Source organism: Janthinobacterium darwini (genome assembly GCF_051380905.1).
Taxonomy (GTDB): domain Bacteria; phylum Pseudomonadota; class Gammaproteobacteria; order Burkholderiales; family Burkholderiaceae_D; genus Janthinobacterium.
On record NZ_JBNYXX010000005.1, the window covers coordinates 199,093 to 217,189 of the forward strand.

Genomic DNA, 18,097 nt, shown 5'->3' on the forward strand with positions numbered 1-18,097 from the left:
CACATTTTTTCCCTTGGTTTGTTCTTCTTGTTATCGACCGGCATGGCCCAGGCGGCCACCCTTAATTTCGATGGCGGCGCTGTCGCTGGCTGCAACGTGAACGAAGCCAGGACAGAGTATACCTGCGCGTCCCTGGCGATGGATTGGAACGACGCCGTCGTTATTGCCACTGGCATCAGCGTTGTAGTCAACAGCCCTGTGACCATAACGTATAACCAAGGCTTGACGATGAGAGGCACAGCTACCCTGACGGCCAAGGGAGATATCAATGTCAGCGACAACCCGCCATCGAGTTTGAAAATAAGTGGCGGTACCATTATCGCCAATGGCGGCACTTTCATCGCAGGCGGGCAGAACGGGCAAAACATAGTCGCCAATATCATAGCGTCGTCGATCAAGCTGGGTGGTAGTCCGATCAGCGTGACAGGCAATCTTAATACAACGGGTGCCGTCACTATCTCTGCCCGTTCGACCGTGAATGGCGCTATCCAGGGCGGCTCCGTAGCCATCGAGGCTGATTCCAAGGTCACAAACGGTATTAGCTCGACAGGGCCAATAAATCTCGCATCGAGAGTGAATGTCACGGGGGCTATTACCGGTACCACCATCGTTACCGCTTCCGCTGTCGTTATTGATGGCAGCATCACCGCCAGCACCTCGCTCTTGATCGAGTCTGCAAGCAAGGTGACGGGCAACCTGACTGCCCCTTCCATCCAACTCAAGTCGACGGACCTGGTTGTGACGGGCGATGTCAAGGCATCCCAGACGCTGGTCGTTGAGAACAAAGCTACCATCAAGGGCAATGTAGAAGGTGGAAACGTGACCCTTGGGAATTCCGATGCGACCATCACCGGCAACGCCTTGGTCGATCACATTACATTGGGATATCACGGCCGGGTGCAGCAGACCATCACCTGCAAGGCCTACACGCCGTCCAATCCGTGCAGCTGCGTGACGAACAACAGCGGCTGGGCCTTCAATGAACCGATGGGGCCGAAGTGCGGCCCTGGCACCCAGGCGGGGCCCCACCATTTTCAGATCGACCATTCAGGCACGGCCCTGACGTGCACGCCGCAGACGGTAACAGTGACGGCGTGCGCGGATGCCGCCTGCAGCGCGAAGTACACGAACGGCGCGAATGTCACCGTCAGCCCTGGCGGCACGGCGACGCAGATAGGCAGCAGCGGCGTGGCAACGGCCAGCGTGCGCCAGTACACGGCCGGCACGGCCACCTTGAGCCTGACGAGCGTGACCGGCACCACGGGTGCGCTCGTGTGCAAGCGCAGCTCGGACAATAGCAATAGCTGCGACATGGCGTTCGCGGCAACAGGTTTGATTGTCACTCCCGTCAACCACGTCTCTGCCAAACAACAGGCGTTTGGCATCAGCGCCGTGCAGGCCAGCGGAGACCAGCAAGCCTGCGTGCCCCTGTTTGCGAATAAAAACAAGGACTTGACGCTCACTTGCGGCTACAGCAATCCCGCCAGCGGCAGCTTGCCCGTCTTCGTCAAAGGCACGGGTGGCTTCATCGCCCTGGCGGCGGATAACAGCAGTGCTTGCAGTGCCTTGGGGAAGACCGTCAACCTGGCGTTCAATGGCCAGGGCGTCGCCACGGCCACTATGTCCTACGCGGATGTGGGGCAGCTGAATTTGAAGGCCACCTATGCGGGGTCGGCCACTACGGGCGACGCCGGCTTGAGCATGACGGGCAGCGGTAGCGTCATCGTCGTGCCGGCCAAGTTCGGCCCCGTTACCATCGCTACTCTCCAACGCGCGGGCGCGCCCGTGACGGTCAGCATGAGCGCGCTCAATAACGTGGACCAGTTGACGCCGAATTTCGGCAATGAAAAGATAGCAGAGACGGCGCTGCCTACGCTGGCCAGCCTGGTCAGGCCGACGGCGATCGAAATGAGCAAACCAGCCAAGCCGGACATTCAGGGTGGCTTGGTTTTCCAGAATGGTAACGTTGCCAGCAGCGACATGAGCTGGCCGGAAGTGGGAACGATCACCATCGCCTTCAAATTGGCCAATCGCAACGGCTACCTGGATGCCAACGCTACGGTGCCGGACTTGCCCTTGGCATCGAGCGTGAGCAAGGCGGTGCAGTTCATCCCGCACCACTTCATCACCGAACTGATCAGGACCGGCGCTGCCGACAGCATCGCCACGCCATGCGCCGCGCCGCTCACCTGTGCCGACGATGGGGAAAAAGGCCGCTACGCCTACTCGGGGCAGGCCATAGGCGTGCGCGTGACGGCGCGCGCCCTTGGGGAGACGACGACCCAAAATTATGATGAGCTCAATCCGAGCGCCCTGGCGCCCGTGTTGCTCGAAGGCTGGGATGCGGCCACGGGCACGATTTCCTTTCCGCCGAGCACTCCTGATGGCAGCAGCCGCCTCACCGACGGCAAGAAGGAGCAAAATACCGTCACCGGCGTGGCGCCCGCGAAATTCACCCTCGGCGTCGCCTCGCCCATGGTCGCCTACCGATTTCCGGGCAAGGCAGGCGTGCCGGTGAAGGTGGCGCCTACCGACGTGCGCTGGCGCGCCAGCAGCACGTATCCCGGCGGTACCGTCGTCAGTTCAAAGTCGGCATTGATACAGAACGAGGCACGGATGACTGTGCTGTCGGGGCAATGGCAGGTAGCTCATGGCTATGGCTCGGAGTTGCTGCCAGTCCGGCTGGCCGTGCAAGTCCAGTACTGGAATGGCAAGAAATGGACGACGAATCTGCTTGACAGCATCAGTGCGTTCTACAAGTCGCACGTGGTGCTGGCCAATTGCAAGAAAACCCTGGATTGCGCTGCGCTGGTCGCAGATGACCGGACCTATGCCGTCGTGCAAGGTGCACTGCCGCAGTTCAATCGCCTGACCTTGCTGGCGCCTGGTGCTGGCAAGGCCGGCAGCGTGGACGTTTCCGTGGGCAACCATCCCTACCAGGGTAGCACGGTGGGCGTCGTCGTCTTTGGCATCCTCAGATCGGGCCCCGTGATTTACCTGCGCGAGATGTATTGAGCCTGGACAATGGGCGGGCGCAGACAGGGGAAAAAACCAGTAACATGCCTGGCTGTGGCATTCCCCTCAACCTCAGACTGGAGTTTCTATGAGCACAACTTCGCAGTGGATCGATATCGCCGGCCCGGACGGCAGCTTCCAGGCTTATCTGGCCGTGCCGCATGTGGGCAAGGGCCCCGCCATCATCCTGTTGCAGGAAATTTTCGGCGTCAACGAGCACATCCGCGCCGTGGCCGATCAGTACGCGGCCGATGGCTACGTGGTGCTGGTACCCGACCTGTTCTGGCGCGCTGGCGCGCACATCGAGCTGGGCTATGACGCGGACGGCTGGAAGCGCGCTGTGGAATTGATGCAGGCCACCGACAATCCGCATGCCGACGCCGATATCGCCGCCACCGTTGCCGTCTTGCGCGCGCGCCCGGAAGTGACGGGCAAGCTGGCCTCGGTCGGCTACTGCTTCGGCGGCCGTTTGTCGTTTCAAACGGCTGCGGCCGGCCTGGTCGACGCGGCCATCGCTTATTACGGCGGCGGCATCCAGAACAAGCTGGACCTGGCCGACCGGATCAAGGTGCCGCTGCTCATGCATTTCGGCGACCAGGACAGCCACATCCCGCTTGACGCCGTGCAAAAGATCGCCGAACGCTTCGACGACCGGCAAGACGTGGAAATCCATATCTACCCGGGCGCCGAGCACGGTTTCAATTGCACCCACCGCGACAGCTACCAGCAGCGCGCCGCCGCCCACGCGCACGGCAATTCCTTGATTTTCCTGGCGGAAAACTTGTAAGACTTCCTCGCCAGGCTGGCCAGCCGCTATTGTCTAGCCCAACGCGCGCTCAGCAGCAAAGCCGCATGGGCGCTAAAATAGCGGCTGTGCCGGGCAACTCCGGCCGGCCGGGCGGAGTTGCCCGGCAAACCTGGATGAGGAACCGAATTAAAGATGGCCCAAGTAATTGTTTCTGTAACATTGGCGGCAAGCGCCGAACGCGTGTGGGATTTTATCGGCGGCTTCCAGTCGCTGGCTGAATGGTCGAGCTCGATCAAAACCAGCCTGTCCGAGCATGGCGGCCGCGTGCGCCGCCTGAAAACCACGGACGGCGCCATCATCGCCGAACGCCTGCAAAGCTACAGCGAGGCGGACAAGAGCTACAGCTACACCATCGTCTCGGGCCCGATTCCCGTCAAGAACTACCGTTCCACCCTGCGCGTCACGGGCGAGCCGGGCGCGAATGAGTGCGTGGCGGAATGGTCGAGCGAGTTCGACGCGGCCGAGGGTGTGGAAGAGGTCATGGTGGGCGCGTTTCAACATTTGTATGAAACGGCGTTCATCGACTTGAAACGCATCATGGCGATTTGAATCAACCAGTGTAGGTCGGATTAGCGGCTACGCCGCGTAATCCGACACCACCACCGGCGCTAACAATGTTGTCGGATTACGCGGGGCGATGCCCCACCTCGGCGGCCCCGCTAATCCGACCTACGCTAGACGTTACCGCTTCACCTTTCCAAACGCCTCGCCCTTGTTCCAAGTAGGCAAATTCTTGTCGTTTGCCACTTCATAGCCGAGGTTCAGGGTGAATTGCGCCTGCTGCACCATGCCCGACAAGTCCCACGACGGGTGGTATTCATCCGTTACCTGATGGTAATCCTTTTTAAACGCGACCAGGCGCTCGCCGGAGGCTTTCGGCTCCTGCACGAAGTCGAACGAGCCGTCGCCGGAAAACACGGCCGAGCCCACGTTGAAGGCGGGCACGCCAGCCTTGGCGAAGGCAAAATGGTCGGCCCGGTAAAAGGCGCCGGACAGGTCGGGTATCGTCGGTGCCAGGTGCAGGCCCATGCGCTTGGCTACCTTGGCGGCGCTCGCGTACAGGCTGCTGCGCTCGGCGCCGGCCACGCCGATGTCGTGCGTCTTGCCGACGAAATTCATGCTGTCGAGGTTCAGGTCGGCGGCCGTCTTGGCCAGCGGCCACAGGGGCGCGCGCGTGTAGGCCGTGCTGCCCAGCATGCCCGTTTCCTCGCCGGCCGGCCACAGGAAGATCTGCGTGCGGCGCGCCGGCTGTTTCACGGCCACCTGCGCCATGGCCAGCAGGGCCGCCGCGCCCGAGGCGTTGTCGATGGCGCCGTTGTAGATATGGTCACTCTGGCCGCTGCGGCCGTTGCCTTCGTCATCCTTGCCCAGGTGGTCCCAGTGGGCCGAGTAAATGACGGCTTCGTCCTTCAGTTTCGGGTCCGTGCCTGGCACGATGCCGGCCACGTTGAATTGCTCGATGCTGCGGATCTGGCTGTCGACTTGCACTTTGACCGTGGCATTCAAGGCCACGGGGCGGAACTCGCGCGTTTCCGCCTGTGCGCGCAAGGCGTCCAGATCCTGTCCGCCCGCCTGGAACAGGGCGCGCGCCGTGTCTTCCTGCAGCCAGCCTTCCATGGCATTGCCCGCGCCAGCCAGGCTGAAGCGCTCGTGGCCGAAGCCATTGGCGGGCACCGACCACGGATACGAAGCGGACTCGGTCGTATGGATCAGCAAGACGCCGGCGGCGCCCTGGCGCAGCGCTTCCTCGTACTTGTAGACCCAGCGGCCGTAATATGTGAGGGACTTGCCGGCAAAGCGCTTCGGCTCGGCAGCGGTCGGCTGCGGATCGTTGACCATCATGATGAGCAACTTTCCTTTTAAATCTACACCCTTGAAATCGTCCCAGCGCTCTTCGGGAGCACGGATACCGTAGCCGGCAAACACGACGGGCGCGTCGAATGCCACCTTGTCCTTGCCATTGGCGGCACCAAAGACGATGTCCTTGCCGAATGCGGGAGCGAGGGTCTTGCCGCCGGCGCTGAACGTCACCTTGCTCGATGGCAAGGCCTTGCTGCCGACGATGCTCAGCGCCTGGCGGTACGTGCCATCCTTCAATGGCTGCAAGCCGGCCACGGCCGCCTGGGTTTCCAGGTAGCGCACGGCCAGGTCGCCGCCGCGCTGGCCCGTGCCGCGTCCTTCGAGCAAATCGTCGGCCAGGAAGGACAGATGGGCGCGCAGGGGCGCTTCGGCAACGAGCGGTTGGGCGAGGGCGGCCGTGCTGAACAGGCTGGCGGCGAGGACGTAGGGAAAACGCATGACAACTCCAAAAGTGAATACGGGAAAGCAAAGCAGCGGCAATCTTACTCTACCGCAATGCCCAGCGTAGCGCGCGGCGTGTGCGCGACATTGCGGCCACAATGGCAGTTGGCCCACCGACAAGGAGCGTTTCATGACTGCCACTGACTTGCAATCGAGCAATACCCTGCGTACCGCCGACGGCACCCTGATCTACTACAAGGACTGGGGCAGCGGTCCGCCCGTCGTCTTCAGCCACGGCTGGCCGCTGTCGTCCGACGCCTGGGAAGACCAGATGTTTTATCTGGCCTCGCATGGCTACCGCGTCATCGCGCACGACCGGCGCGGCCATGGCCGCTCCAGCCAGCCCTTCGACGGCAACGATATGGATACTTATGCCGATGACCTGGCCGCCCTGATCGAGGCGCTGGACTTGACGGGCGCCACCCTGGTCGGTCACTCGACGGGTGGCGGCGAGGTGGCGCGCTACATCGGCCGCCATGGTACGGACCGCCTGGCGGGCGCGGTGCTGGTAGGCGCCGTGCCGCCCCTGATGCTGCAGACACCGGACAACCCGACAGGCTTGCCGCTGTCCACCTTTGACGCCATTCGCGCGGGCGTGCAGGCCGACCGCAGCCAATTCTTCCGCGACTTGAGCGAGGCCTTCTATGGCTACAACCGGCCCGATGCAAAGCCGTCGCAGGGCGTGCGCGACAGTTTCTGGCGTCAAGGCATGCAGGCCGGCATGCCGGCATCCTATCTGTGCATCAAGCAATTTTCAGAAACGGATTTCACCGGCGACCTGGCCAGGTTCGACGTGCCGACTTTGGTGATCCATGGCGACGACGATCAGATCGTGCCCATCGCCGCCTCCGCGCGGCGCACGGCTGAGCTCGTCATCGGCAGCAAATTGCTCGTGTATGCGGGCGCGCCGCACGGCCTGGCGACAACGCACAAGGACCGCCTGAATGAAGACTTGCTGGAGTTCCTGCGCACCTGAAAAGGGGCGGGCGCCTTAGTCGCGAGGCGCCCGCCGTTGCCGTTGCTGCGCAGAACAGGCGCAGGCGGCACATTGTTGTGTATCGTTTAATGTTGGCAAAAGTTAGCTAAATCACGCGCCAATTGCGTGCGGATCACCGATTTTTCTGCCTTTTTTCGGTCCATATGCCGCAAAAAACGGCGTTCTGCGGCATGCAGCCACCCGGTAAGGTCCAGTAAAGAGTAAACTAGCAGATACACTCTTTCGCATTGGGCGATTCGAGCGAACTTGTGAGTGATTTCATGTCTGATACACCAATTTCCTTATTTTCCGACCTCAACCTGAGCGAGCCGCTGATTCGCGCGCTCAAGGATGTCGGTTACGAAACACCGTCGCCTATCCAGGCGGCCACGATTCCATTGTTGCTCGCTAACCGCGACGTGCTGGGCCAGGCGCAAACAGGCACGGGTAAGACCGCCGCCTTCGCCTTGCCTATCCTGTCGCGCATTGATCTGAAACAAAGCTCACCCCAAGCCCTGGTCCTGGCACCGACGCGCGAACTGGCCATCCAGGTCGCCGAAGCGTTCCAGGTGTACGCTGCCCACATCCCCGGCTTCCATGTGCTGCCGATCTACGGCGGCCAAAGCTACGGTCCGCAACTGTCGGCCTTGCGCCGCGGTGTGCACGTCATCGTTGGCACCCCTGGCCGCGTCATCGATCACCTGGACAAGGGTTCGCTCGACCTGTCCAAGCTGAAAACGCTGGTGCTCGACGAAGCCGATGAAATGCTGCGCATGGGCTTTATCGACGATGTCGAACGTATCTTGAAAGAAACGCCGGATGGCCATCAAACGGCCCTGTTCTCGGCCACCATGCCTTCCGTCATCAAACGCATTGCCACGACGTACCTGGTGAACCCGGCCGAAGTGACGGTCGCCGCCAAGACGGGCACGGCCGACAACATCCGCCAGCGCTACTGGCTGGTGTCGGGCATGCACAAGCTCGACGCGTTGACCCGCATCCTGGAAGCGGAAGCGTTTGACGGCATGATCATCTTCGCCCGCACCAAGCTGGGCACGGAAGAGCTGGCTGGCAAACTGCAAGCCCGCGGCTTCTCGGCTGCCGCCATCAATGGCGACATCCAGCAAGCGCAGCGCGAGCGCACGATCCAGCAGTTGAAAGACGGCAAGATCGACATCCTCGTGGCAACCGACGTGGCCGCCCGCGGCCTGGACGTCGAGCGCATCAGCCACGTCGTCAACTACGACGTGCCGCACGATCCGGAAAGCTATACCCACCGCATCGGCCGCACTGGCCGCGCTGGCCGCAGCGGCGAAGCGATTCTGTTCATCACCCCGCGTGAAAAGAACTTGCTGAAAGCCATCGAACGCTCGACTCGCCAGCCGATCAGCATGCTGGAACTGCCAACGATCCAGGCCGTCAACGACGTGCGTATCGCCAAGTTCAAGGAACAGATCAGCGAAACCCTGGCCCTGGGCGAACTGGAGCAGTTCCAGTCGCTGATCGAAGATCTTGAACGCGAAAAGAACATTCCCGCCATCGAAATCGCCGCCGCCCTGGCGAAGATGGCGCGTGGCAATGTGCCTTTGTTGCTGGACAAGAACAAGGCGCGCGAGCAAGCCACGTGGCAAGACGACCGTCCTGTGCGCCAGGACCGTTTCGAGCGCAACGATCGTCCGGAACGGGGCGACCGCTTCGAGCGTAACGAGCGCAGCGAGCGTGGCGAACGCCCGGCCTTCCCGAAAAAGGAACGCATTCAACGTCCAGCCGACGCCGGCATGCAAACTTTCCGTATTGAGGTAGGTCATCAGCATGGCGTGAAACCGGGCAATATCGTGGGCGCCATCGCCAACGAAGCGGGCATCGATTCTAAAAATATCGGCCGCATCGAAATCTATGACGATTACAGCGTCCTGGACTTGCCAGACAGCATGCCGAAAGAATTGCTGGACCAGCTGAAAACCGTGTGGGTAGCGGGCCAGCAGCTGCGCATCAGCCGCGACGGCGATGCACCTGACCTGGCGCCGCCAGCCGCGCCGCGCAAGCCGTTTGCCGCCAAGTCCGCGCCAGCGTTCAAGGATGCCCCGGCCGACGCGGGCGACGCAGCACCAGCGCCGCGCGCGCCGAAGAAGGAACGTCCACGCCCGGGCGTGACGGCTTACCGTATCGAAGTGGGCCGTGAGCACGCCGTGACGCCAAGCAACATCGTCGGCGCCATCGCCAACGAAGCGAACCTGGAAGCCAAGCATATCGGCCGCATCGATATCTTTGACAACTACAGCGTGCTGGACCTGCCGGAAGGCATGCCGCCGGAAATCCTCGACCACCTGAAATCGGTCGTGGTCTCGGGCCAGAAATTGCGCATCAGCCTCGATGACGGCACGACGGAACGCAAGCCTGCGGCTCCGCGTCCGAAGTCGCCACCGCGTAAGACATTCAAGTAAGCCATCCCCACGGGCGCTCCGGCGCCTGTGTCGCGGATTGGAGACATATCCCCCACTGGCGCGTTCGCGCCAGTTTTTTATTTTCCCTCAGTAAATGTTCATGATGGCTAAGTCATGCCTGCCGGCAGGCGTCGCCAAGTGCCGCCAGTGATTGCAATGCTTCCACGTCTTTTTATCGGCATACACACCATATTTATTGTCTGCCGCATCGTTACATAAATTTTTATTAATTATTGTGTGTGCACGCAATTTGAATATCGCATTTCAATAAAATCAATTAAGTTGAATCAAAGTAAATTGTAAAACATAAATAAATTAACTTTTATTAAATTGTTTGACCAGCATCACTGTCGCCTTGGCGATATCTTGCCGGTGCTTGATGTGGTATATTGTTTTTATGTTTTTGTTATGCTAGTTGAAAAAAATAGAGGAGCGACGATGCGGGTCAATACGCCAATCACGCAAAATGAATACGTATTAAATGAAGGCATGACGATTGTTTCCACCACGGATTTAAAGGGAAACATCAATTACGCCAATCAGTATTTCATTGAAGTCAGCGGTTTTTCAGAAATGGAACTGCTGGGTGCGCCACAGAATATCCTGCGTCATCCCGATATGCCGGCCGAAGCCTTTGCCGACCTGTGGGATACCATCAAGACGGGCATGCCATGGACTGGCATGGTCAAGAACCGCTGCAAGAATGGCGATTTTTATTGGGTCTTCGCCAATATCACCCCCGTCATTGAAAACGGCCGTCCGATCGGCTATATGTCCGTGCGTACCAAGCCCACGCGCGAGCAGATCAATGAAGCGGCAGCCCTGTATAAAAGTTTTAAAGATGGCAATACCGCCAGGCTGGCGATTCGCAAGGGCCGCGTCGTGCGCCAGGGCTGGGCCGCCAAGCTGGCCGAATGGCGCAAGCTGAGCCTGTCGCAAGACCTGGCCCTGCATTGCATCGTCTTTGGCGTGGTGCTGGCCATCCTCGGCTGCGCCGTGTGGAATATCGATGGCGATACGAGCACGGCCACGCGCAGCTGGCTCAGTGGCGCGGCCGCCGCGGCTGTCGCGCTGATGCTGTATTTCTGGGCCCATCTGCACAATTCGCTGGTCGCGCCGCTGGGCGACGCCATCACGGTGGCGCGCAAGATGGCAGGTGGCGACCTGACGGGCGTGATCGACAAGGTGCGTGATGATGATATGGGTCAATTGATGGCGGCCTTGCGCCAGACCAACATCAACTTGCACAGCATCATCGGCGACGTGCGTGCCAACTTCGAGGATATCCGCGTCACTACGGCGGAAATTGCCACCGGCAATATGGACTTGTCCAGCCGCACGGAATCGCAGGCTTCCAGCCTGGAGCAGACGGCGGCCAGCATGGAGGAATTGACGTCCACGGTGCAAAACAGCGCCGACCACGTTGCCACGGCCAACGACCTGGCGGTGCAGGCATCGACCGTCGCGGCCAAGGGCGGCACCATCGTCAGTGAAGTGGTCACCACGATGAATGAAATCAGCACTTCGTCGCGCAAGATTCTCGACATCATCGGCCTGATCGACGGCATCGCTTTCCAGACGAATATCCTGGCCTTGAACGCGGCCGTGGAAGCGGCGCGCGCGGGAGAGCATGGCCGCGGCTTCGCCGTCGTGGCCGGTGAAGTGCGCAGCCTGGCGCAGCGCTCGGCGACGGCGGCCAAGGAAGTCAAGAATCTGATCGACCATTCGATCGCCACCGTGAATGCGGGCAGCGTGCTGACCAGCAATGCGGGCGCCACCATGGCGGAAGTGATTGCCTCGGTGGCCCGCGTGACGGAAGTGATGGACGAGATTTCTTCCACCACGCGCGAGCAGAACCAGGGCATCGGTCAAGTCAACCAGGCCGTTATCCACATGGACGGCATCACGCAGCAGAATGCGGCGCTGGTGGAGCAGGCCGCTGCGGCTGCCACCAACCTGGCGCGGCGCACCGACAGCGTGGCCCAGTCGATCGGTATCTTTAAATTGAAGGCATCGCCCAAGCGCAAGGCTGCCGGCGTGGGCCGCAGCGTGGGTGCGGGCGTGACGGCAAGGGCACTGTTAAAGGCGAGGTAGCAAAATGCCGGGGTCAGTCACTGCGTGATCGGTATGCTCCCCATTGGGGCGCATACCCCCCGTCGGGTCTGCCCCCAATTTACCCGCCTTCAGCTACGCGCTACAGTCATTACCTCTTTACCCGATACACTTCCCCGCTGCGCACCTTCTGCACCACCCCATCCCCGCCAAACAAAATCACATATTCTCCCTGCGCGCCCGCAGCGGCGGGGTAGTTGTACATCCACACTTCATTGCCGCTGTCGAAACGGATGGACGTGCTGACGCCTAGCGCCGTGCGCACCTGTTCGCGCGTGCTGCTGCCCGGCTGCACCGTCTGCTCCAGGGTGGCGTAAGGCACAGTCTTGCTTGCCTGTAATGCGCGCGTGCCGGAGCAGGCGGCCAGCGTTGTCAAGATGATCAGTGACAGCCATTTCATGGCGCCACCTCGTCCATGTAAGTAAATTCCAGCAAGGTATCGTCGGGCCAGCTGGCGTCCCACAGGGGTGCGTAATACGTGCGGTCGAGCAAGACCTGGCAATCGCAATAGGGCAGCGAGGCGGGCGTTTGCTCGCCGCCCGCGTACAGCATGCTGAACGGCAGAGCAAGGCGGCGCTCGCCATGCACGAGGGTTACGCCAAACAGGGGACGGTCCGTGAAAAACAAATAATTGCCGTCCGCTTCGGAACACACCTTGTCGGTGCTGTAGAGCATGCTGGACAGCCAGGCGATGATTTGCGGGTCGTTTGAAATCAGGCCCGAATCCATGCCGGCGCGGCATTCCAGGCGCAAGTCGCCCAGGCGCCGCGTGCCGGGCGGCAAGCCGGGCGTGATGACCTGCGCGCGCCAGCTCATGGTGGAAGCCCTGCGGTTGGCGATCAGGATAGCATCCTCGCGCGCGGCTTGCGCGTTGCGCACGGGGGCAAAGCTGTTGTCCTCCGCCAAGGGCAGAGGAATGCTGATGGTGTCGCCGGCGATGCGCAGCTGCACGCCTCTCATGTCCACGCCAGGCTGGCGCGGCAGCAAACGGAAGCGCAGTGTCGCCTGCGGCGCCAGCGCATGGTCGCGCTCGAAGCGGTCCACGCCCTGCAGCATCTTGCGGTAGGATTTGTCGACGGGGTCGCGCGTGGCGTCCACTTTCACTTGCGGCACGGACGCGGTTTGTGCCAGCGCAGCAGCGCTGGACAGTGAACCAGCGAGCAAGCCAGCAAGCAGCAGGGAGAGAGGGATGCGCATGGCTTGATGCTACGCCTTTTTGCGCGGCAGCCACGCACGCATGGTTGTCAGTATTGCGTCGATTTGCGCGCGTCGCCGCGGACCTGCTGCGCCGGGTACTTCTGTGCGTTGAGCAGCATCTTTTCCAGCACGGCCGCATGCAGGTCGACGCCGCTCTTGTCGGCCAGGCGCACCAGGTACATCAGCACGTCGGCCAGTTCGTGGCGGATGCCCGTACGCGTCGCTTCGTCCAGCTCGCTGTCCGCACCCGTGGGCAGCCACTGGTAGTGCTCTGCCAGTTCCGCCACTTCCACGGACAGGGCCATGGCCAGGTTTTTTGGCGTGTGGAACTTGTCCCAGTCGCGCTCGGCGGCAAAGGCGCGCAGGCGCGCGCGGATGTCGAGCAGGCTGTCGGATGGCGCATTCATGCGGCCACCTGCAGCGGTTTTTCCATGAAGACACTGAACGGATCGTCGGGGTAGTCGCCGTACGGTCCGCGCTGTTGATAGCCGTGGCGCGCGTACAGGGCGATGGCTGCAGGCTGGTGGATGCCCGTCTCCAAGGTCAACAAACGGCAGCCGCGCGCCAGCGCCTGTTCTTCCAGCAGGGCCAGCAGACGCCTGCCCAGGCCCAGGCCGCGGCTGTCCGGGTGCACATACATGCGCTTGACTTCGCCGAAATCGGGCGTGACGACGATGGCGCCGCAGGCGCGCGCCGTGCCTTCTGCATCGCGGGCAACGGCAAACAGCAGGCTGTCCGGCGGCACGGACGCCAGGTCCAGCGAGTACACGCATTCGGCCGGATACAGGGTTTGTTGATAGGCATCAAGCTCGGCGATCAGGAGCTGCACATCGGCTTGCTGCGGCGATTCCAGGCGGATTGTCATGGGGAATTCAAGTAGATGAGATGTTCCCCATGGTATCACTGTGGTCGCGCCAGGCGCATGGACAGGCCGATGGGCGACATCACAAAGCCCATCAGTTCCTGTGCCTCGCCGCCATCGGGCGTATCGACGCCGGCGATGTCGAAGCTGCCCAGCAGCATGGCCATGGCGATCTTGATTTCCAGCAAGGCCAGATAGCGGCCGGGGCAGGTGCGTAGCCCGGCGCCGAACGGCATGGCGGCGCGCTTGTCGTTGGCTTCTTCATTGCCGGCCAGCCAGCGCTCGGGCCGGAAAGCCTGGGCGTCGGGAAAGTGCGCATCGGACACGCTGTCATGGCGCATCACGCACCACAGCATGCTGCCGGCGGGGACGGCCACGTCCCCCACCACCGTGTCGCGCAGCGCTTCGAGCGGGATGTAGGGCGCCACCGGCTTCAGACGCATGGCCTCGCTGGCGCAGGCGCCAAGATAGTCGAGGCTGTCCATTTGCGCCAGGCTGAAGTGCGCCACGTCGGGCGCCAGACGCCGCACTTCCTCGCGCGCCTTGGCCAGGGTGTGCGGATGGCGTTGCAGCAGGTAAATCATCCAGGACAGCGTGTTGGCCGTCGTGTCTTCGCCCGCCAGCAGCATGGTCAGCACATTGCCGGCCACGGCGCGGTCGTCCACGCCACTGTCGGCTTCGTCGGCGGCGGCGATCATGGCTTCGAGCAGGTTGGGCGGGCGCACGCGCCGCGCGGGATCGTGCTCCAGGCGGGCCCGCGCTTGCCGCACCAGGTCGGCCACGGCCACGTCCAGCGCCGCCACGTCGCGGTCCAGGCGCCGGTCGACGGGTAGTTTGACATAGCGCCAGTACGGCAGCATCGACAGGCTGCGCCGCGCCACGGCAGGCAGGATCGAATCGAGGTGGCGCTGGATCACGTCCTCGCCCGATTCGAGCGTATTGACTGCCGTGCCGAAGGCCAGGCCGGCGATGATGTCGACCGTGTAGCGTTTCAGGTCGCCATCGAGGCTGATCGTCTGGCCTTGCGTGGCGGCAATGTGCCAGCGTCGCTGCAGGCGCTGCGCCACCGTCACCAGCGCCGGGAAGTAGGCCTTGATGGCGCCCGGCGCCAGGCCGGCCATGACCATGCGGCGCTGGTTGCGCCATTGCGTGCCCTCGGCCAGGAACAGGCCCGGGTTGCCGCCCATTTCCACCGAAACCGTATAGCTCGACAAGGGGCGCCGGAAGCCATCCGGGCGGTCGCGCAGCACGGCAGCCACGACTTCGCTGTCGGCCACCACCAGCACCAGGGTGCGGCCGAACCAGGCGCGCACGTAGGGGCCATAGCGCCGGACCCAGCCTTCCACGTCGCGGTGGATACGCGGCAGTTTCACTTGCAGCGCGTTGCCGATGATGGGCAGGGCAAACGGCCCCGGCAATTGGCGGATCTGCCGCAGGGGCGGAGTGGTGGCGGGCGCGGCGGCGTGGTCGAGTGGTGGCATGACAAGCTCCTGTTTCAGTGGGAACGATGACATGACTGTAGCGCGCTTGCGTTCGCGCGTCTTGAACGAATACGACATCGCGCGGCGCCCGCAATTGCCGGTACAATCGTCGCCATGCCTGCCGCCCAGACGCCCCCACCGCCCCTGACCCGCCTGATCGCGCCGCGCACCGCGCTCGCTTCCTGCGTGCGCGCCTTCCTCGTGCGCGACACCACCGGCTGTGCGCTCTTGCCGCCGGCGCAGCGCCTGAACCGTTTCCCCGCCACGCCCATGTGCTGCCTGCTGTGGACCGTCGCGGGCGAGGTCGAGGCGGCGGCACCTGGCCCCGACCTGCTGCATGTGCGCATGCCGCCAGCCCTGTTCAGTGGCCCGCGCGGCTATCCGCTGGTCAGCTACAACCCCGGCCCCGTGCACTCGTTCATGGTGATGCTGTATCCGGCCGCCCTGCACGCGCTGACGGGCATCGACATGGCAGTTATGTTCGACCAGGTGCGCCCGCTCGAACCGCTGTTCGATGCCGACTGGCTGGCGCTGTCCGATGCCGTGCTGGCCGCACCCGACGACGCGGCACGCATCGCGCTGGTGGAGGCCTTCCTGGCGCCGCGCTGGGCGGTGGCGCGCGGAAATGGCGACCATCCGGCCGGCGCCATGCAGGACTGGGTGCGCCGCCTGGGTGTGCAAGCGGCATCGACGGGCCTGGCCAGCGGCGTGCGCAATATCGAGCGCCGCATCAAGGCCTGGGCCGGCCAGCCCATGCGCACCTTGCGCCGCATGCGCCGCGCGGAGCAGTCGTTTCTCGACGCGCGCGAGGCCATGCTGCAAGGCAATGCTTCATGGAGCGATATCGCCGCCGAGGGCGGCTACGCCGACCAAGCCCATCTGTGCCGCGAGGTGCGCGCCATCACGGGCTTGAGCCCCACCGAACTGGCGCGCGCCAGCCGCGATGATGAAAGTTACTGGGTCTACCGAGTGTGGGCGTAGGTCGGATGAGGTCCGAAGGACCGTCATCCGACAACGTCGTTGGCGAGGCCGGTGGTGGTGTCGGATTACGCGGCGTTGCCGCTAATCCGACCTACCGTTCGCTGTACACTTTTCCCTTGGATAGGGTGACTTCATGGTGGCCCGCGCCGGGCGCCATCATGGGGAAGCAGTTTTCTGCGCCATGCACGCGCACGTCGAGGAAGCAGGGGCCTTCGGATGCCAGGCAGGCGGCCAACGCTGCATCGAGTTCCTCGCGCCGGCTCACCGTGTGCGCTTGCCAGCCAAACGCACGCGCCAGGGCGACGAAATCGGGCAGCGCTTCCGTGTAGCTGTGGCTGTAGCGCTCGCCGTGGTGCAGCTCCTGCCACTGGCGCACCATGCCCATATAGCCATTGTTCGACAATACCACTTTGACGGGCAGGCGGTGCTGCACTGCCGTCGCCAGTTCCTGGATATTCATCAAAATCGAGGCGTCGCCGCTGACACACACGACGCGCTTGCCGGGATGGGCGACCTGCGCGCCGATGGCGGCCGGCAAGCCATAACCCATGGTGCCGGCGCCGCCCGAGGTGAGCCAGCGGCGCGGCTGCTCGAAACGCAAGTGCTGCGCCGCCCACATCTGGTGCTGGCCCACGTCGGTGGATACGATGGCGTCCTGTCCGTCCAGGGCCGCCTGCAGCCGCTGCATCAGCGCCTGCGGCGCGATCACTTCCGGCATGTCGTCGAAGGCCAGCGAATCCTGCGCGCGCCAGCCATCGATGCGCCGCCACCACGGCTGGCGGTCCGCGAGCAAGCGTCCGCGCAGCTGCACCAGCAGGGCGGTGAGCACGGGCGCGCAGTCGCCGCGCAGGGCCACGTCGGCGCGCACCACCTTGTCTATCGACGCCGGGTCGATATCGACGTGGATGATCTTTGCGCCAGGACAAAAGGCATCCAGGCGGCCCGTGACCCTGTCGTCGAAGCGGGCGCCGACGCAGACGATCAGGTCCGCATGGTGCATGGCCAGGTTCGCTTCCAGCGTGCCATGCATGCCCAGCATGCCCAGGAAGGCGGGGTGCGAGGCGGGAAAGGCGCCCAGGCCCAGCAGGGTCAGGGTACAGGGCGCGGCAGCCAGTTTCACCAACTGCCCGAAGGCGGCGCAGGCATCCAGGCCGGAATTGATGAGACCCCCGCCGCCATAGAACACGGGCTGGCGCGCGCCCGCGATCAGGCTGGCGGCCCGTTCCAGGTCGGCGCTGGCGGGCAGGGGAACCCGGGCGGCGGCGGGTGGCAGCGGCGTGCTTGCCGCGACCTGCGCCAACTGCATATCCTTGGGAAAATCGATCAGCACGGGGCCGGGACGGCCTTGCGTGGCTTGCGCGTACGCTTGCTGCACCACGGCCGCCGTTTCTTCTGCCGTGCGGATTTGCCGGTTCCACTTGGTGACGGGGCGCGAAATGCCCAGCGCATCGCATTCCTGGAAGGCGTTTGTACCGATGCTGGTGGTGGCCACCTGGCCGCTGATGCAGATGACGGGAATCGAATCGCACAGGGCGTCGAGCAAGCCCGTGGTGGTGTTGCTCATGCCGGGGCCGGAGGTGACGAAGACGACGCCGGGCCGGCCCGTGCTGCGCGCATAACCTTCGGCCGCGTGCATGGCTGCCTGTTCGTGGCGCACCAGCACGTGGCGCAAACGGGGCTGGGCGTGCAGCGCGTCGTACAGGGGCAGCACGGCGCCGCCCGGGTAGCCGAAGACGGTGTCGACGCCCAGGGCGAGCAGGGTGTCGATCAGGGTGCTGGCGCCGTTGCGCGGCGCAAGATCGTGGGCGGGAGCGAGGAGGGGGGCGGGATCGGGTTTCATGGGTCTATTTTCTGCTTGCCCTGGCAGAAAAGGCTGCTGGTTTTCTCGTATAGAATGCGATACTCAGTAAAATTTGCTGT

At 63.1% G+C, this 18,097-nt stretch carries 14 protein-coding genes; 7 read left to right on the top strand and 7 right to left on the bottom strand.

The window, feature by feature from the left end; all coding sequences use genetic code 11:
• The first annotated feature begins 228 nt into the window (after positions 1–228).
• The 3 genes from ACQ4WZ_RS24135 to ACQ4WZ_RS24145 all read left to right on the top strand — a co-directional run bounded on the left by ACQ4WZ_RS24135 (position 229) and on the right by ACQ4WZ_RS24145 (position 4,372).
• Entirely contained in the window at positions 229–3,015 is a 2,787-nt protein-coding gene (locus tag ACQ4WZ_RS24135; protein ID WP_436574685.1) for a DUF6701 domain-containing protein, read from the top strand.
• Between the two features lie 88 nt (positions 3,016–3,103).
• The gene (locus ACQ4WZ_RS24140; protein WP_101483712.1) at positions 3,104–3,802 is read left to right on the top strand and encodes a dienelactone hydrolase family protein; all 699 of its coding nucleotides are present in this window, start codon (positions 3,104–3,106) and stop codon (positions 3,800–3,802) included.
• 153 nt (positions 3,803–3,955) lie between these two features.
• Positions 3,956–4,372: an SRPBCC family protein gene (locus ACQ4WZ_RS24145; RefSeq protein ID WP_101483713.1), complete on the top strand. Its 417-nt coding sequence runs from the start codon at positions 3,956–3,958 to the stop codon at positions 4,370–4,372.
• Positions 4,373–4,504: 132 nt separating this feature from the next.
• Here ACQ4WZ_RS24145 and ACQ4WZ_RS24150 read toward each other — a convergent pair whose 3' ends face one another.
• Positions 4,505–6,121, bottom strand: coding sequence for a M28 family peptidase (locus ACQ4WZ_RS24150; protein WP_436574686.1), 1,617 nt, complete (start codon positions 6,119–6,121; stop codon positions 4,505–4,507).
• A 133-nt stretch (positions 6,122–6,254) separates the two neighbouring features.
• Here ACQ4WZ_RS24150 and ACQ4WZ_RS24155 point away from each other — a divergent pair, with 133 nt between their 5' ends.
• From ACQ4WZ_RS24155 to ACQ4WZ_RS24165, 3 genes are all read left to right on the top strand, one after another.
• Positions 6,255–7,100 carry an alpha/beta fold hydrolase gene (locus tag ACQ4WZ_RS24155; protein WP_101483714.1) on the top strand — a complete coding sequence of 282 codons (846 nt, stop codon included), beginning with the start codon at positions 6,255–6,257 and terminating at the stop codon, positions 7,098–7,100.
• A 281-nt stretch (positions 7,101–7,381) separates the two neighbouring features.
• Positions 7,382–9,544, top strand: a complete 2,163-nt coding sequence (locus tag ACQ4WZ_RS24160; RefSeq protein ID WP_101484840.1) for a DEAD/DEAH box helicase — start codon at positions 7,382–7,384, stop codon at positions 9,542–9,544.
• 438 nt (positions 9,545–9,982) lie between these two features.
• On the top strand, positions 9,983–11,638 hold the full coding sequence (locus ACQ4WZ_RS24165; RefSeq protein ID WP_133988739.1) for a methyl-accepting chemotaxis protein: 1,656 nt from the start codon (positions 9,983–9,985) through the stop codon (positions 11,636–11,638).
• A gap of 109 nt (positions 11,639–11,747) precedes the next feature.
• Here ACQ4WZ_RS24165 and ACQ4WZ_RS24170 read toward each other — a convergent pair whose 3' ends face one another.
• From ACQ4WZ_RS24170 to ACQ4WZ_RS24190, 5 genes are read right to left on the bottom strand one after another with little or no spacing between them, the layout of a single operon-like run.
• A complete protein-coding gene (locus tag ACQ4WZ_RS24170) occupies positions 11,748–12,056 on the bottom strand; it encodes a hypothetical protein (protein ID WP_436574687.1) in 309 nt (102 codons plus the stop codon).
• Positions 12,053–12,853, bottom strand: coding sequence for a hypothetical protein (locus ACQ4WZ_RS24175; RefSeq protein WP_436574688.1), 801 nt, complete (start codon positions 12,851–12,853; stop codon positions 12,053–12,055). Before ACQ4WZ_RS24175 ends, ACQ4WZ_RS24170 begins: the two co-directional genes overlap by 4 nt.
• 47 nt (positions 12,854–12,900) lie before the next feature.
• Complete coding sequence (locus ACQ4WZ_RS24180; RefSeq protein WP_436574689.1) at positions 12,901–13,260, bottom strand: nucleotide pyrophosphohydrolase; 360 nt, start codon at positions 13,258–13,260, stop codon at positions 12,901–12,903.
• Positions 13,257–13,718 carry a GNAT family N-acetyltransferase gene (locus ACQ4WZ_RS24185; protein ID WP_436574690.1) on the bottom strand — a complete coding sequence of 154 codons (462 nt, stop codon included), beginning with the start codon at positions 13,716–13,718 and terminating at the stop codon, positions 13,257–13,259. The genes ACQ4WZ_RS24180 and ACQ4WZ_RS24185 overlap by 4 nt, the downstream gene beginning before the upstream one ends.
• 35 nt (positions 13,719–13,753) lie before the next feature.
• On the bottom strand, positions 13,754–15,196 hold the full coding sequence (locus ACQ4WZ_RS24190; RefSeq protein ID WP_436574691.1) for a cytochrome P450: 1,443 nt from the start codon (positions 15,194–15,196) through the stop codon (positions 13,754–13,756).
• Between the two features lie 114 nt (positions 15,197–15,310).
• Here ACQ4WZ_RS24190 and ACQ4WZ_RS24195 point away from each other — a divergent pair, with 114 nt between their 5' ends.
• On the top strand, positions 15,311–16,177 hold the full coding sequence (locus ACQ4WZ_RS24195) for a helix-turn-helix domain-containing protein (protein WP_243857867.1): 867 nt from the start codon (positions 15,311–15,313) through the stop codon (positions 16,175–16,177).
• Between the two features lie 91 nt (positions 16,178–16,268).
• On the opposite strand, the gene ilvB is transcribed toward ACQ4WZ_RS24195, so the two are convergent.
• Entirely contained in the window at positions 16,269–18,017 is a 1,749-nt protein-coding gene (gene ilvB / locus ACQ4WZ_RS24200) for a biosynthetic-type acetolactate synthase large subunit (RefSeq protein ID WP_436574692.1), read from the bottom strand.
• Between the last annotated feature and the right edge of the window lie 80 nt (positions 18,018–18,097).